General features: G+C 68.2%; 10 protein-coding genes. 3 read left to right on the forward strand and 7 right to left on the reverse strand.

Annotated features, from left to right (window positions below; all coding sequences use genetic code 11):
• Nucleotides 1-11: 11 nt before the first annotated feature.
• Both ACR4XJ_RS02645 and ACR4XJ_RS02650 read right to left on the reverse strand, forming a co-directional pair.
• Nucleotides 12-1250 carry an efflux RND transporter periplasmic adaptor subunit gene (locus ACR4XJ_RS02645; protein WP_434753743.1) on the reverse strand — a complete coding sequence of 413 codons (1239 nt, stop codon included), beginning with the start codon at nt 1248-1250 and terminating at the stop codon, nt 12-14.
• 47 nt (nt 1251-1297) lie between these two features.
• Nucleotides 1298-1957, reverse strand: a complete 660-nt coding sequence (locus ACR4XJ_RS02650) for a CerR family C-terminal domain-containing protein (protein ID WP_434753744.1) — start codon at nt 1955-1957, stop codon at nt 1298-1300.
• Between the two features lie 130 nt (nt 1958-2087).
• On the opposite strand from ACR4XJ_RS02650, the gene ACR4XJ_RS02655 reads away from it, so the two are divergent.
• The gene (locus ACR4XJ_RS02655; RefSeq protein WP_434753745.1) at nt 2088-2717 is read left to right on the forward strand and encodes a TetR/AcrR family transcriptional regulator; all 630 of its coding nucleotides are present in this window, start codon (nt 2088-2090) and stop codon (nt 2715-2717) included.
• Nucleotides 2718-2847: 130 nt separating this feature from the next.
• Here ACR4XJ_RS02655 and ACR4XJ_RS02660 read toward each other — a convergent pair whose 3' ends face one another.
• From ACR4XJ_RS02660 to ACR4XJ_RS02680, 5 genes are all read right to left on the reverse strand, one after another.
• A complete protein-coding gene (locus tag ACR4XJ_RS02660; protein ID WP_434753746.1) occupies nt 2848-3573 on the reverse strand; it encodes a 4Fe-4S dicluster domain-containing protein in 726 nt (241 codons plus the stop codon).
• A gap of 7 nt (nt 3574-3580) precedes the next feature.
• On the reverse strand, nt 3581-6613 hold the full coding sequence (gene fdnG, locus ACR4XJ_RS02665) for a formate dehydrogenase-N subunit alpha (RefSeq protein ID WP_434753747.1): 3033 nt from the start codon (nt 6611-6613) through the stop codon (nt 3581-3583).
• A 408-nt stretch (nt 6614-7021) separates the two neighbouring features.
• Nucleotides 7022-8803, reverse strand: a complete 1782-nt coding sequence (locus tag ACR4XJ_RS02670) for a cytochrome c3 family protein (RefSeq protein WP_434753748.1) — start codon at nt 8801-8803, stop codon at nt 7022-7024.
• A gap of 69 nt (nt 8804-8872) precedes the next feature.
• Nucleotides 8873-10180 (reverse strand): cytochrome ubiquinol oxidase subunit I, encoded by a 1308-nt coding sequence (locus ACR4XJ_RS02675; protein ID WP_434753749.1) that lies wholly within the window; start codon nt 10178-10180, stop codon nt 8873-8875.
• A gap of 3 nt (nt 10181-10183) precedes the next feature.
• A complete protein-coding gene (locus ACR4XJ_RS02680) occupies nt 10184-11338 on the reverse strand; it encodes a peptidase (protein ID WP_434753750.1) in 1155 nt (384 codons plus the stop codon).
• Between the two features lie 323 nt (nt 11339-11661).
• Here ACR4XJ_RS02680 and ACR4XJ_RS02685 point away from each other — a divergent pair, with 323 nt between their 5' ends.
• Together ACR4XJ_RS02685 and nifA are read left to right on the forward strand one after the other, a co-directional pair.
• The gene (locus ACR4XJ_RS02685; protein ID WP_434753751.1) at nt 11662-14211 is read left to right on the forward strand and encodes a mechanosensitive ion channel domain-containing protein; all 2550 of its coding nucleotides are present in this window, start codon (nt 11662-11664) and stop codon (nt 14209-14211) included.
• Between the two features lie 221 nt (nt 14212-14432).
• On the forward strand, nt 14433-16109 hold the full coding sequence (gene nifA / locus ACR4XJ_RS02690) for a nif-specific transcriptional activator NifA (RefSeq protein ID WP_434753752.1): 1677 nt from the start codon (nt 14433-14435) through the stop codon (nt 16107-16109).
• The last annotated feature ends 142 nt before the right edge of the window (nt 16110-16251 follow it).

Below are 16251 nucleotides of genomic sequence, written 5' to 3' on the forward strand. Positions count from 1 at the left end.
GCTCCCCGCGCCTACCGGTGCGCGGCCGGGGTTGCGGCGGGCTGTGCGCCGCCGGTCGCGCCGGATGCGCCGGATATGCCGGTCGGGCCGGACGCGGGATTGGCGGCGTCCATTTCCACGGCCCGCGCCTTGCCGCCGGGCGTCACCTTCTGCAATCCCTCCACGATCACCCGTTCGCCTTCCGCCAGCCCTTCGCTCACCAGCCAGTCGCCGCCCACCACGCGGTCCACGCCGATGGAACGGCGCTCCACCGTGCCGTCGGCCCCGACCAGCAGCACCGTGGGGTTGCCCTTGGAGTCGCGGGTCACGGCGGCCTGCGGCACGAGGATGGCGTTCTCGTTCACGCCCTCTTCCAGCACGGCGCGCACGTACAGGCCGGGCAGCAGGTCGCGCTTCGGGTTGGGGAACAGGGCGCGCAGGGTCACGACGCTGGTGTTCTGGTCCACGGAGATGTCGGAAAACTGCAACGCGCCTTCCAGCGGATACGCGCTGCCGTCCTCGAACAGCAGCGTCACCCTTGCGCCGTCGGCCCCGGCCCTGCGCAGCCTGCCGTCGGCCAGGGCGCGCCTGAGCCGCAGCAACTCGCCGGTGGACTGGGTGACGTCCACGTAGACCGGGTCGGTCTGCTGCACCGTGGCCAGCGCGTCGGCCTGGTTGGCGGTGACCAGCGCGCCGGGCGTCACGGCCGAACGGCCGATGCGCCCCGAGATGGGGGCGGTGATGCGGGTGTAGCCAAGGTTGATGCGCGCCGTTTCCAGCGCGGCTTTGGCCGCCGCCACCTCGGCCACGTACTGCTTGTGGGCGGCCTGCGCGTCGTCGTTGTCCTGCCTGCTCACGCCGTTGGTCTTCACCAGGTCCGCGTAGCGTTCGGCCTTGAGCCGGGCGGGTTCCACGGCGGCCTCGGCCTTGGCCAGCGCAGCCTTGGCGCTGTCGTGGGCGGCCTGCCAGGTGGCGGGGTCGATCTGGTAGAGCACCTCGCCTTCCTTCACGTCCGCCCCTTCCTTGAACAGGCGCTTCTGGATGATGCCGCCCACTTGCGGGCGCACGCCGGAAACGAGGAACGCGGAGGTGCGCCCCGGCAGGATGGTGGAAAGCGTCACCGGACGGGGCCGGACGGTCACCACCGTGGCCTCCGTGACCTCCGAATTCGGGGCGGGGCCGGCGGCCTGCTGGTCCTGGCCGCAACCGGAAAGCGCCGCGACAAGCGCGGCGCAGATGATGACAACCGGAATAAGACGTTTTGTATCCATATGATTTCCTGAGCCTTCCGTGAATATCCTTGAGGTTGTTCCGTCTTTCAGGAAAAGGCGGGCATGGCGCGGCCCACATTCAGCCGCTCTATGCCGCCAAGGGTGAATTCCACGATGAAGTCCGCCACGGCGTCCACGTTGCCGGGGTTCAGCGCCATGGCGGGCGACATTGCGTTGATGACTTCCTTCGCCTGCCCGTACAGGACGCATTGTCCCAGGATGCTCGCGGCGCAGCGCGATACGACCACCTTGTCCGCGCCGGGCAGCAGCGGCTTCAGGATGTCGACCAGCATCAGGTACGACGGGCCGCAATAGTCATCGATGATGACATGGAAATATCGTGACGACGACTGGATGAACTCCTGCGCCAGCAGCTTGCCCAAACGGGTCGAAACGGGGTCGTCATCGCAGGTGAACTGCGCCAGCACGCTGCGCACGTACACGCGCAGGCGTTCCCGTGGCGTGGACAGGGCGTGCACGCCGCCGTCCCTCGGGTTGCGGCGCAGGCGTTGCTCCAGATAGTCCCGCAGCACCGCGACATAGAGGTTTTCCTTGCTGCCGAAATGATAGTTCACCGCGGCGATGTTGGTTTTCGCCAGCGTGATGATCTTCCGGACGGTGGCCTTCTCCAGGCCGTCCGACGCAAAGACCACCTTCGCCGCGTGCAGCAGCCGCGTCCTCGTCTTTTCGTCCTGCGGGGTGCACATACGCGTCCTCCGGCCAACGCCTTGCGCCTTCCTGTTTATGACCGTACGGTACGGTTCAAACGCTGCGTTGTCAACACCCGCCCATGTCGGGTATGCTGCCGGTACTCATCGCCAAGGAAGGGGACACGTCATGACGCAGGGCCGTCCGCCACGGGACCGAAGGTCCAGGATTCTCGAAATCGCCGGAGGGCTGTTTCTCGAACACGGCTACCAGGGCACCTCGATGTCGCAGATTGCGGCCGCCGTGGGGGGCTCGAAGGGCACGCTGTACGCCTACTTCAACAGCAAGGAGGCCCTCTTCGAAGCCTACCTGCAAGACAGGATGCAGGCGGATGCGTGGGTCTTCAAGCTGCCGGACCATGCGAAATATCCGGAAAGCGTGCTGACCATACTCGGGAAACGGTTTCTCGGACTTATCGTGGATGAAACCTCCATCGCACTGCTTCGCCTGTTCTATCATGAAGCCCCCCGCCTCCCGGAAATCGGCCGCATTTTTTACGAAACCTGCATCCTGAAGTTCAAGGGACAGTTCGAAGCGTATCTTGCAACCGCACATTCCGATGGGTTGCTTGACATTCCATGCACATCAACCGCAGCAGACCACTTTTTCGCGCTTTGCGAATCTCCCTTCCACATGCCGCTCATGCTTTGCATCAGGCATGAGATAACGGATGCCGAAGCAGATATCGCCATAAGGAACGCCGTCAATGTCTTCCTGAAGGCATACAGGAACGACAAGGCGTCGTGCCGCGCCGACTGATGCAATCGGCAGGCTTTCCTGCTGCATGCGCAGGGGGGAAGCCTCCAGCCGCCGCACATGAAACGGGCCGTCCGCGCGATGCGGACGGCCCGATGTGTTTTCCGGTCTGGCGGTACCCGCCATGCGGCGGCTACCCCGTGCGCAGCGGGCGCATGGCCAGCAGCGCCCGGCGGCTGAACGGCCCGATGCGGTCCGAGGCGTCGGCCACCATGCGGTGGTGGTAGTGGCTGGGGTGCACCTCGCACAGGTACAGCACCCGGACAAGGTCGGAATCGGCCAGCAGGGCCGCCGGGGATGTCTTCTGCACTTCGGCCAGCCGCGCGTGGGCCAGGGCCAGCATGTCGTCCCGGTCGCCGAAGTGCATGGTGTACGTGGGGCAGGTCTTGACGCAGGCGGGCAGCATGCCCGCGCGCACCCTGTCGATGCACATGTTGCACTTGGTCAGCAGCCCGGTGGACTCCTCCTTGCGGGGGATGTCGTAGGGGCAGGCTTCACGAATCGTCTGGTAATCCAGATCCTTCGTCTTTTCGGTGTAGAGCACCGCGCCGGTGGCCTCGTCCTGGATGATGGCGCCGGGGATGAAGGCGTCCGCCATCATCTTGCACGGCGGCTCCAGACAGTGGCGGCACTGCTCGGGAAAGAACACCCACTTCAGCTTTCCGTCCACCTCCACCTCGTTGAAGCGCACCAGCTTGAAGGTGTGCCCGTTGAGGTCCGGCGGGTTCTGGTAGCTGCCGGTGTTCACGGTCTCGTCGGCGGCCAGCTTCTTCCACTGCTTGCAGGCGGCCTGACAGCCCCGGCAGGCGGTGCAGCGGGTCTGGTCGATGAAGAAGGTCTTGCCCTTGTTCTCGCTCATGACTCACCTACCCTTGCTTTCCGGGCTGGGCTTTCCGCACGTTGACCATGAAGACTTTCGTCTCGGGAATCCCGGTGTTCGGGTCGCCCACCGAAGGCGACAGCAGGTTGGCCGAATCGAACGTGGCGTTCTTCTTCTGGCCCCACCCGAACTGCCAGGGAATGCCCACCTGGTGCACTGTTTCGCCCATGACGGTGAACGGCTTCAGGCGCGGGGTGACGATGGCCACCACCTGCACCTTGCCGCGCACCGATTCCAGCACCACCTGGTCGCCGTTGGCCACGCCCAGCTGCGCCGCCAACTCGCGGCTCATCTCGCAGAAGCCGTCGGGCTGCATTTCCTTCAGCCACGCGGTCTTGCGGGTCATGGCGCCGGACTGCCACTGCTCGGTCACCCGGTAGGTGGTGCATACGTAGGGGAAGCGCGGGTCGCGCACGGCCTTTTCCTCGTGGGCGAAGTGCAGGGCCGTGGGATTCACCCGTTGCGGCGACAGGGGGTTGGCCGCCAGCGGGCTTTCGAAGGGCTCGTAGTGTTCCGGCAGGGGGCCGTCCACCCGGCCGGGGCCGAACAACTGGCCGCGCCCTTCGCGCACCATGATGAACGGCAGCTTTTCGCCGGGCTTCCACCCGCCGTCGGGCACGTCGCCCGTCCATTTCGTCCCGTCCCAGGCGATGACCGCGCGCTTGGGGTCGAAGGGCTTGCCCGTCTGGTCCACCCCGGCGCGGTTGTACAGGATGCGCCGGTTGGCGGGCCAGGCGTACGACCAGTTGGGGAACAGACCGATGGCCGCCTGTTCCGGGGTCTGGGTGCGGTCGTGCCGGGCCATCATGTTGCCCTGCTCGGTGTAGCAGCCGGAGAATATCCAGCAGCCGCACGCGGTGGAGCCGTCGGCCTGCAACGCGGCGAAACCGGGCACCTGCTGGCCCGCCTTCCACTGCTTGTCCGCGATGGTCACGTCCTTCAGGAACGTGCCGTTGAGGCGTTTGGCCAGCGCGCCCGCGTCGTAGAAGCCGTCCTTGAGGTAGGCGGTGTCCAGGTTCAGGATGGGCTCGGGGAACTTGCCGCCCTCCGCCTTGTAGAGCTTGCGCACTTCCTCGAACAGCCGGATGACGATGTCGCCGTCGCTCAGCGAATCGCCCATGAACTGCGCGCTCTTCTCGCGCCATTGCAGCCAGCGGCCGGAGTTGGCGATGGAGCCGTCCTTTTCCACGCTCATGCACGCGGGCAGAAAGAACACCTCGGTCTTCACGTCCTTGGGGTTCACGCCGGGGCCCTTCCAGAACAGCGAGGTCTCGTTCTCGAACAGGTTGACCACCACCGTCCAGTCCAGGTTGGCCATGGCCTTGCGGTTCTTGCCCGCGTTGGCCCCGCCCGCGCAGGGGTTCTGCCCCCACACGAACGCGCCCTTGAAGCCGCCGTTGTACATGCGCTCGAACAGCGACAGCCAGGAGTATTCCACCACCTTGGTGTCGTCGATCTTGGGCAGCCAGGTGTAGGCGGTGCGGTGGTCCGCCTCCGGGTACATGGCCTTCAGCAACGACGCCGCGTACTTGTCGAGGTTGGACCACCAGTTGGCGCTTTGCGGGTCGCTGGTGACCGGGGTGCCCGCCTTCACGTAGGCGTCGTAGTCGGCCCAGACGGCGCGGGGAATGGGCAGGTAGCCGGGCAGGTTGTCGCACAGGAGGGCGATGTCCGTGGTGCCCTGCACGTTGGATTCGCCGCGCAACGCGTTGACCCCGCCGCCCGCGATACCGATGTTGCCCAGCAGCATCTGGATCATGGACAGGGCGCGGATGTTCTGCACGCCCACGGTGTGCTGGCACTGGCCCATGGCGTAGAGGATGGTGCCCGCCCGGTCCGGCCTGCCCGTGGACGCGAAGGCGTTCCACACCGCCAGCACCTTGTCTTCCGGCATGCCGGTGACGTCCACCACGGTCTTCAGGTCGTAGCGGGCGTAGTGGCGGCGCATCACCTGAAGCACGCAGCGCGGGTCCTTCAGGGTGGGGTCCTTCAGGCTGACGCCCTTGTCGTCGGTGACGAAGGCCCAGGTCTTCCGGTCATAGCTTGCCGCGGCGGGGTTGAAGCCGGAGAACAGGCCGTCCTTGAAGCCGTAGTCCGGCCCCACCAGGTACGAGGCGTTGGTGTAGTCCACCACGTACTGCCTGAAATACAGCTCGTTCTCCAGAATGTGCCGGATCAGCCCGCCGAAGAACACGATGTCCGTGCCCGAGCGGATGGGCGCGTACAGGTCGGCCTTGGCCGAGGTGCGCGTGAAGCGCGGGTCCACGTGGATCAGCGTTGCCCCGCGCTGCTGGGCGCGGGTCACCCACTTGAACGAGATGGGGTGGTTCTCCGCCGCGTTGCTGCCCATGATCAGCAACACGTCGCTGTTCTTGAGGTCGATCCAGTGATTGGTCATCGCGCCGCGTCCGTAGGACTCTGCCAGAGCCCCCACAGTGGAACTGTGTCAGATGCGGGCGTGGCTCTCCAGATAGACGAGGCCCAGCGAGCGGTGCATGGCCTGCAACAGCCAGCCCTCCTCGTTGTCGATGGCGGCCGACCCCACGGACGCGATGGCCCGGGTGCGGTTGACCGGCTGGCCCTTGTCGTTGACCGTCTCGAACGAGGCGTCGCGGGTGTCCTTGATCTTGCGGGCGATGCGCGGCAGCGCCCAGTCCCATGACTTTTCCTCCCACTTGTCGCTGCCGGGGGCGCGGTACAGCACCTTGGTCACCCGCTGGCTCTGCTCGGCGGTCTGCCAGATGGACGCGCCCTTGGGGCACAGGGTGCCTTCGTTGGTGGGGTGATCCGGGTTGCCTTCGATGTTGATGGTGCGTCCCGTAACGGGGTCGGTCCAGACCAGCAGGCCGCAGCCCACGGCACAGTAACAGCATACGGAAGTGGTCAGGGTGGCCTTGTCGATGGCCAGCCCTTCGGCATGGACCGCGACCGGGGCAAGGCTGATGCCCAGCCCCCCGAACGCGGTGGCCACGGCGCCCGTGGCCGCGAGCTTGATGAAGCCTCGCCTGTTCATCCTCATGGCGTGCCTCCTTGCGAGGATGCAGGTTGCGCGCGGAACTGCGCGTCGGGCGTGGGCCGCCGGTACCGGAACAGGCGCGGCCCCCTGCCGAAGCTGATGCCCGACATTTCCTGCATACCACACCACGGGGATATGGGAAGGAATTTTTTCCCACGTTATCAGTGATATATGTCTATCTTGGCAGAATGGACACGCGGACGGCAGCCCGAAACGGACGGGGCGCGCGGTGTGCTCCGCGCGCCCCGGTGGGTGTGATGGGGTCAGGCTGTGGGCCTCGTCAGCACTGCGAGGATTTTTGTTCCCTGCCAAGGAAGAGCGCTTTTTTATGGAGGGAGTGTACTCTTATGGTACTCGACCGGAATAAAAAAGCGCTCTGACGAAGGCAGGGGACAAAAGGACCGCAGTGCCCTACGATTTGACCTTGTGGCAGTCCCGGCAGTCCAGGGGCCCCGCCGCCTTGCCCGCCGCCAGCAACCGGGCGTGGCAGGCGTTGCAGCTGGGGCCTTCGCCGTGGAAGGCGTTGCGGAAGTAGCGCGGGTCGGCGCGTTGCTGCGGGGTGCCGGTTTCCGCGTCCACCACCACGTCGTGGCAACCGGCGCTGGCGCACTTCATGGGGCCGCCGTCCACGTAGCCCTTGTGGTGGCAGGTGCCGCAGTCCACGGTGGGGGTGTGCGCCTCGTGCGGGAAGGGCACGCGCGGCTTGGCCAGCTTCGCCCCCTGCGGCACGGTGACGGTGACCGTCTTGCGCTCCACCAGCGGGTGATGCACCGAGAATTCTGGCGTCTCGCCATGGCAGACGAAGCAGTTGCCGGAAGCGCCCATGGACCGCGCGTGCTGCTGGTACTGCATGGGGGGGATGTTGTCGCGGTCGCGCCCAAGGGGGTTGCGGGCCGGGTACACCGCGTGCGGCGCGCCGTGGCAGGCCGGGCAGCGCAGCATGGTGGTGTCGTCGGTGCGTTCGGCGTACAGCCCGGCGGCGTCGGCGGTCCACTTGTTGAAGGCGCTGGCGGTGGCGGACCTGGGCTTTTCCGCGAAGTCGTGGCAGCCCGCGCAGTCGGGCAGGTTCACCCACGGGGTGCGCGGGGCGATGTCCTTCACGTCCTGCACCGCCACGGGGGTGATGGCCGCCATCAGCCGGTCGGCGGCGGGGTTGCCCGCCTCCTGTTCCTTGCGCAGCAGGGACAGGGCATGGTCTTCCATGGCCCCGTGGCAGCGGGTGCAGTCGAGGCCCTTGGTCACGTGATAGTCGCGCCAGAAACGGGTGGCCCCGTCGGGCGCGGAGGGATGGCAGGAATTGCAGGCATCCGCGCCGCGGCCGCCCATGTAGGCGGCGTGCCAGCCGTGGATGGCGGCGGACATGGCGGGGGGCACGGGCTTGCCTGCGTCGGCCTTGCCCTCCGGCTCGTGACAGCTCCGGCAGACCACGGTGGCGCCGGACTTGGCGCGCTGCGCGAGGTCCGTGCCGTTGATGCGGTCGTGCACCTCCAGCACGTCGGCGGCCGTGGCCGGGGAAATGCCCGCCACGCCGCCCACCTTCCACGGGCCGCCGTGACAGTTGCGGCAGCCCATCTCGGTGGAAGCCGGCAGCACGCAACGGGTGATGGCCAGCAGCGCGCCCGAGGCGTCGCGCGCCTCCACGGTCACCGTGGGGTACGGGTTGAACCCGTCCTTGTCCACATACGGCAGCACGGGAATGTCCGTAGCCTCGTACAGGGTGGTGCCTTCCACCAGCTTCAGTTCGCCGGAAAGCCGCGCGGCCGGGGGCCTGGCCTCGCCGTCCAGCAGCCAGGTCAGGGTCGCGCCCTCGGTCACCGCCTGGGGACCGGGACCGCGATGCACCAGTTGCGCCCGCAGGGTGGAACCGGGGGGCAGCAGGGTCCACGCGGGTTCCGCGTCGGTGACGTGCTGCATGCCCTGCCTGCTCCACGCCACCAGTACGTGCCCGTCCTTGTCCGGGTCGAACGGGGGCACGTCGGTGACCAGTTGCCCGTAGCCGGAACCTGCCGCGCCGCCGGGCTGCCCGGCCGTGGCGTTTTGGGCCGGAGCCGGGACCGGGGCCTTTTCCGGGGGGGCGGGCCGCATGGACGGCGCGAACAGCTGCGCGCCCAGAAAGCCCACCGCGAACACGGCCACCACGATCAGCCACACGCGGAACAGGTTCTCGGTCATGCGGGTATCGTTCTTGCTCATCGTCGCATCTCCCTGCGTCGTTGCTGCCGAAGGATCACAAAGGCGTCCGCCGGGTGTTTCGGGCGGGGGTTACCGCTGCGTGCGGCGTTCAACCTCATGGGCGATGTACACGGCCAGCGCGTTGCGCTCGGCCGGGGTGCCGCAGAAGGGCGGCATGTAGGGCAGCAGTTTGCCCTGCCCGGCCAGTTGCGCCTCCAGCCCGGCCACGCCGCGTCTGGCCGCGCGCGGCACCATGTCCAGCATGGGGTTGCCCATGCCGTGGCAGCTGGAACACTGCTGCGCCCACAGGAACCGGCCCACCTCCAGGCGGTTGGCGTCGGTCACCTCATGCGCGCCCGCCCACGCGGTGAGCGACAGCGCGCCGTCGCGCCGCATGCGTTCCACGTCCGCCGCGCGGATGCCGTTGGAATACATGTAGCCGTGGATGACCCACGGACGGCGGCCCGTTTCGCGCACCCACTCGAAGGCCCCCACCTGCGCAAGCCCCAGCAGCAGCACCACGCCCGCCAGCACGGCCCGCGCCCTGCCGCCGGCCTTCACGAAAAAGGCCAGCCCGCCCAGGAACAGCAGCGGCGTGACCACCGGCCAGGCCAGGACGAAGGGGCGGATGTCCTCCGTCCGGCGCAGGATCATGGCCTGCTGGTCCGGGGGCAGCGCGGCGAAGTACCACGCCGCGCCCAGCAGCAGCCCGACGAAGGGCAGGCAGACCCACTTGGCCGACCAGCGCACCATGGTCTCCCGCGTTTCCGGGCCGGGAATGCGCAGGGCCGTGATCATGGCGAACAGGCCGGACAGCAGCAGGCACAGTGAAAAGCGGAACACCAGCGCGGGCCAGAAGGTGGGGTTGAAGAACCCGTCCCAGAAGTCGCCGGTGCGCAGCCATTCGCCGGGGGTGAGCATGAACCCGATGATGCCGTTGATCATGAACAGCGACAGGAAGGCGAACAGCGCGTACAGCCAGCCCGCCGTCATGTGGTCCCTTTTGCTCATGCGGCCCGAGATGCAGCGCTGGAAGGTGTAGTAGTACACCAGCAGCGCCGCTATCTCGCCCAGGAAGAACACCCACTCCGTGGCCCAGCCGTACAGGAACAGGTGCACCAGTTGCGAGGTGGCCGCCGGGCTGACCAGCGAGATGATCAGCCAGATGCCCACCCCGGTCACCCCGCCGAAGACCATGGTCAGCAGCACGAAGAACCGGCTGTGCCGCTTGACCCACTGCAATATCTCGTTGCTGCCTTCGGCGTGGCCCTTGCGCTCGGCCATGACCAGGAAGAACCCGCCCCCCACGGCGAACTGGGCCACGAACACGTGGATGACCGAAATGAGCGCGATGAGCAGGCCGCCGTTCACCGGCAGTTGCCAGACCGGGTACTGCATGGCCTACGCCTCCTTCCCGCTGCGGCGGGCGATGACCACCAGCCACCACACGGCGGCGGCCCCCGCCGCCAGCGACACCACGAACAGCGCGGCCGCGCCGTCCTGCCCCGCCATTGGAAGCTGGGGGGGGTGAACGGGCACGGCGGCCGCCTTTGCCATGGATGCCTTCAGGTGAGGGGCCAGCCACGCGTCGCGCAGCACGGCGCGCATGGCCGCCATCAGGAAGATGATGCCCACGGTGGCTCCGGAGGCCAGCCACACCCGGCGTTGCCGGGCGGCCAGCAGGGCCAGCGCCGTGCCCGCGAGGCCCAGCGCGAAGGCTCCGGTGGCCAGCCAGTGCCCGCCCATGAACAGGCGCGCCATGGGTCCCGGCAGGCTGAACAGGAACCACGCGCCCAGCACGAACTGGGCGTAGGTGGCGTGGGTGAACCACTTGAGGCCCTCGGTGATGCGCAGGCTCCAGTCCTGCGGCCCCTGCGGACCGGCGGCCACGGGGCCGCCCGCCTTCAGCAGCAGTTGGGCGCGCCCGGCCACGAACAGCCCGCCCACGGCCACCGCGCCCGTCACCATGTGCAGGTAGCGCGGCAGCAGCGAAGGTTCGCCCCAGTTCAGCAGGGTGCCGCCGGGCGAGGCCGCGTAGCCGGTCCAGCGGGCCGGGTCCAGCATCAGGGTGGCGTTGTTGGTGAGCACGAAGGCGTTGACCAGCAGCAGCGCCACGCTGATGCCCGCCACCAGCGTGCGGCGCGGGCCGAGCACGGCGTGCCCCAGGCCGTACAGGTAGAAGCCGTAGTAGGCCATCATCACGAAGCCCACGATGCCCAGCCACCACACGGCCATCAGGATGGAACTGGGGTAGATGAACTGCCCGTACAGCACCTGCAGGAACAGCAGCGGCGGCACGCCGAAGTTCACGGCCAGCGCCATGGCGCGCGGCACCCAGGCCGCCGTCTCGCGGATGTCCGTGTTGATCTGGTCATTGGGCGCGAACGGCGTGCGCAGCGACCGGAACAGGGTGATCACCGCCGTGCCCAGCACCACGTTCATGAACAGCAGGTGCACCACGAAGGTGAGCAGCAAGAGCGCCTGGAACCAGCCCCACGGCCCCGGTATGGGGTCGGGCACGGGCACCAGCGCGGCGGGCGGCAAGGCCGGGGTCATGCCGGTTTCCTCCTGGGTTCGCCAGCCGCCGAGGTCACGCGGGCCGGCGTCGTCTTTGGCGATGCGGGCGGATGCGCCACACGCGTTGCGCGAAATCCGTGCCCAACGCCGATCAAGGCTGACGTGAATACTTGCATTGTTCCCCAATTTGCCTAACCGGGCAAGCGGTTCCAATGAAAAATCAGGCCGCGCGTCCAGCGGCCGCGCATCCGCCGACGTTGAAGAACGCGCGGCGTCGGCGTATATGGTGAAGTCCGGCCCGCGCCAGCCACCGGAGACCGCCGCGAGACCGCCCCCCCAAAAAACACAGGATGCAGACCTTCATGCTTCATGCCCCCATACATCGCCCGCTCGGCGCGTCGCCGCGCCGCCCCGCCCCCGCCCCGCGCCGCCCGGCCGTGCTGCTTGCCCTGCTGGGCCTGGCCCTGCTTGCCTGCTTCGCGCCCCAGCGCTCCGGCCTGCTTGCCCCCCGGCCCGCGCTGGCGGCCCAGGCCGCGCCCCCGGCTGCCGACGCGGCATCGTCCCTGCCGGGCGACGCGCCCAGAGACGCACCGGACGGCCAGCAGTCCATGGACGTCATCTGGCAGACGCGCGGGCAGGAACTGACCACGCTGGTGGAGGAAACCGACCGGCTGCGCAAGTCGCTGCCGGACATGGTCAAGACCCTGGACGCCCAGGTGGCCGCCGTGCAGCGCGACTACCAGCGCCTGTTCGCGCTGTACCAGCTGAGCCGCAACCACCCCAGCGAAATGGCCGCCATCCGCCGCCAGATGGCCTCGGTCCAGCGCACCCTGCTGGGCCGCCTGGCCCCCATGGAATCCATGGACGCCGCCGTGCGCCAGCGCCTGGACGACTTCAACGCGCTGGACAAGGAACTTTCCGGGCACCTGGCCGCCGAACGGTCCAGCGACCTTTCCAAGGATCTCTCCGAATACCTCGCCAAGCTCACCGAGGGCCGCAGGAACCTGACGGCCCTGAGCACCCGCCTCACCCGCGCGCTGGACCCCGGCCATGCGGTGGCCGCCAAGCTGGCCCAGGCCCTGGAGCAGATCGACGCGCAACTGCCCGCGCTGTGGCGCACCTACTATCTGGTGGCCTCCAGTTCGCTGATGGACCTTCTGGTGTGGCAGTCGCTGCCCGCCAACCTGGCCGCATGGTCCGACACGGTGGAGGTGCGCCTGGCCACGGAATTCCCGCAGAACGCCCGCGACTGGGGCGCGCTGCTGCTGCGTTTCGCCTTCCTGGCCGTGCCCCTGTTCCTGCTGGGCAGGCTGGCCCTGCGGAGCGGCTGCGAGCTGCCCGGCGGCTGGGCCCAGAGCTGCCGCAACGTGGCCGCCCGCAGCTGGCCGTGGATCGCCATCGGCATCGCCCTGCACTTCGCCTCGTGGACGCGCGGCGGCGAGGTGTACCGGGCCGTGGTGGTGCCCGCGCACCTTCTGCTGCTGTGGGGCGAACTGACCCTGGTCTGGAGCCTGCGCGCCACCGGCCTGACCGGGGTGCCGCAACGCTCGCCCCTGTCGCTGCTGTTCGCCCCGGCGGCCATCGGGGTGCTGCTGCTGTTCCTGAACCCGCCCGCCGTGCTGCTGGCCCCGGTGTGGGCGCTGTGCATGGTGGCGGTGCTGGCCCTGCGCGCCCGGCGCGGCAAGCCCCGCGTGCTGCCCCTGCTGGAACGGGTGCTGCTGGCCTGCGAACCCGCGCTGTGCGTCGTCTCGCTGCTGGCGGCGGTGTTCGGCTGGGCGCGGCTGGCCATCCCGTTCTTCCTGGTGGGGCTGGCCCTGGCCGTGGCCCTGCAACTGGGCGCGGTGCTGGTGGCCCTCGTAACCCTGCTGGCGGAACGCCTGCCGGAAAAGGGCATGCGCGCCCTGCTGCGCGGCCTAGTGCTGGGCCTTGGCGCGCCCGCCATGTGGGTGGTGGCCGCCGCCACCCTGCTGCCGTGGATGTCCGCCTTCCCCGGCGGGCCGTACATGATGCGCCAGGCGCTGGAACTGAACGTCAACGTGGGCTCGGTGTCGTTCAACTCGCTGCGGGTGCTGGGGCTGGTGCTGCTGTTCTACCTCACCCGCTCGGCCATCGCCGTGGGCACCTCGTTCCTGGAAAACCTGCCCGCCCGCCTGCCCCGCGTGGAGCGCGGCGTGATTCCGCCGTTGCAGACCGGGCTGACCTATGCCCTGTGGGCGCTGTTCGGCCTAGTGGTGCTGAACGCGCTGGGCGTCAGCCTGACCAGCATCACGGTCATCGCCGGGGGCCTCAGCGTGGGCCTGGGCTTCGGGTTGCAGAACATCTTCAACAACTTCTTCAGCGGGCTGATCCTCATCTTCGGCCGCTCGCTGCTGGAAGGCGACATCATCCAGATCGGCGAGACGTGGGGCACGGTGCGCAAGATCAGCATCCGCTCGACCACGGTGGAAACCTTCGACAACGCCGTGATCTTCGTGCCCAACTCGGAATTCGTGTCCAACCGGCTCACCAACTGGAGCCGCAACAGCCTGCGCATCCGCCGCGCCATCAACGTGGGCGTGGCCTACGGCTCGGACGTGGACAAGGTGACCGAACTGCTGCGCCAAGCGGCGGCCGACCACCCTCGCGTGCTGCGCGACCCCGCCCCCGGCGTGCAGTTCCAGGACTTCGGCCCCAGCAGCCTGGACTTCGTGTTGCAGGTATGGGTGGATGACCTGAACTACGGCGGCTCCACCGCGTCCGATCTGCGCCGGAACATCGAGCGGCTGTTCCGCGAGAACTCCATCGAGATGGCCTTTCCGCAACTGGACGTGCACGTGCGCGGCGTCGAAGGGCTGCCCGGCCCCACCCCGCCCGCGGCGGAAAGCCAGGGCGGCCCCGGCGGGGACGGCGACGCCTCCCGCGACAAGGTCTGACGGCCCCATCCCGCGCCGCCGATATAACAGGGTGCCAGAAATGCCGTTTTTTCAAAAATGGCATTTCTGGAGCTTGTTTTTTCCGCTAATTGTTAAAACGACCTTGCCCAGAATCGCCCCGCCGCCCGCCCCGACCACACCGCAACATCCTTGAATCGTTTCCTGATTTCCCTCGCCGCCCCGCCCCGACGCCACGGAACCATCCTTGCAACGCAGCGGGCATGCCGTGCACGTTGCAAAGCCTGAAACTCAAGGCCCTCTACGCCATCAGCCAGGTCTTCGACCGGGCCCTGGACCTCGAACAGTCGCTGGAGGACGTGCTGCGCGTGCTGTCGGAAACCCTTTCCATGAAGCGCGCCACCATCACCCTGCCCGACCGCGAGACCGGGCAACTGGTCATCGCCGCCTCGCACGGGCTCACCCCCGAGGAACGCGGGCGCGGCGTGTACCGGCTGGACGAGGGGGTGACGGGCGCCATCTTCCAGACCGCCCGCCCGTACATCGTGCGCGACGTGCGCACCGACCCGCTGTTTCTCGACCGCACCGGCGCGCGCAAGGTGGAGAAGGGCAAGATATCCTTCCTCGGGGTGCCCATCCTGAAGCAGGGCGCGCCCATCGGCGTGCTGAACGTGGACCGCCTGTTCAGCGACGAGGTCTCCACCTCCGAGGACGTGGAATTCCTGGGCATCGTGGCTACCCTGGTGGCCCAGTTCCTGAGCCTGAACGAACAGGTCAACGAGCGGGTGGACACCCTGCGCCGCGAAAACGTCAAGCTGCGCACCCGCGTGCTGGACGAGCGGGGCGACTACATCGTGGGCCGCAGCGCTGCCATGCTCGACGTGCAGCGCCAGATAGAGCGCGTGGCCCCCACCAGGGCCACGGTGCTGCTGCTGGGCGAATCGGGCGTGGGCAAGACGCTCATCGCGCGGCTGCTGCACAACCTTTCCGACCGCATGGTGCACCCCTTCGTGAAGGTGAACTGTGCCTCCATCCCGGAAACGCTGCTGGAGGCGGAACTGTTCGGCCACGAGAAGGGCGCGTTCACCGGCGCGGCCACCGGCCGGGCCGGGCGCTTCGAGGAGGCCCACCGGGGCACCATCTTCCTCGACGAGATCGGCGAACTGCCGCCAAGCGTCCAGGCCAAACTGCTGCGGGTGATCCAGGACCGCGAATTCGAACGGCTGGGCAGCAACCTGACCCACCGCGTGGACGTGCGCATCGTGGCCGCCACCAACCGCGACCTGGCCCAGCTTTCCGAGCAGGGGCGCTTTCGCCAGGACCTGTACTACCGGCTGTGCGTGTTCCCCATCCGGGTGCCGCCCCTGCGCGAACGCCCCGACGACGTGGAACGCCTGCTCAACCACTTTCTGGCCAAGGCCGCGCGCGACTACCGCCGGGTGATCACCCTGGCCCCGGACGCGCTGGGCCTGCTGCGCCGCCACGAATGGCCCGGCAACGTGCGCGAGATGGAAAACCTCATCGAACGCCTGGCCATCCTGTCCGAGTCGGGCCAGATCGACCGGCGCTTCCTGGAACCCCTGCTGGAGCATTCCGCCACAGAGAACGCCCAGCCCGACTGGCCGTATCCGGCCGCGACGGCGGACATGGGGGGAACGGGGGGAACGGGAGGTATGGCGGGCATGGGGCCGCCCCTCCACGACACCCACACCGAGCACGCCGGGCACGGCGGCGGGAATGCCCCGCACGCGGAGTCCCACCCCACCACCCTGCGCGACATCGAGCGCAACGAGATCATCGCCGCCCTGCGCCGCAACGGCTGGGTGCAGCACCGCGCCGCCGCCGCGCTGGGCATCACCCCGCGCCAGATGGGCTACCGCATCCGCAAGATGGGGCTTTCCGGCCTGGTGGCCGGGGAACGCGCCCGCCGGGGCGACTGACGCGCGCACCATCCTCCACCGGCCACGCGGGAAATTCGGGAGCCTGCCGTGTCCGCCGTGTCTTGTTGTCGCCATGCGAAAGGGCGGCCCCCATGGGGGCCGCCCTTCGCGTGCATTGCCGTTCATCCGGCGGTCCGGATCA

The organism is Nitratidesulfovibrio sp. D1 (genome assembly GCF_051133415.1).
GTDB lineage: Bacteria > Desulfobacterota > Desulfovibrionia > Desulfovibrionales > Desulfovibrionaceae > Cupidesulfovibrio.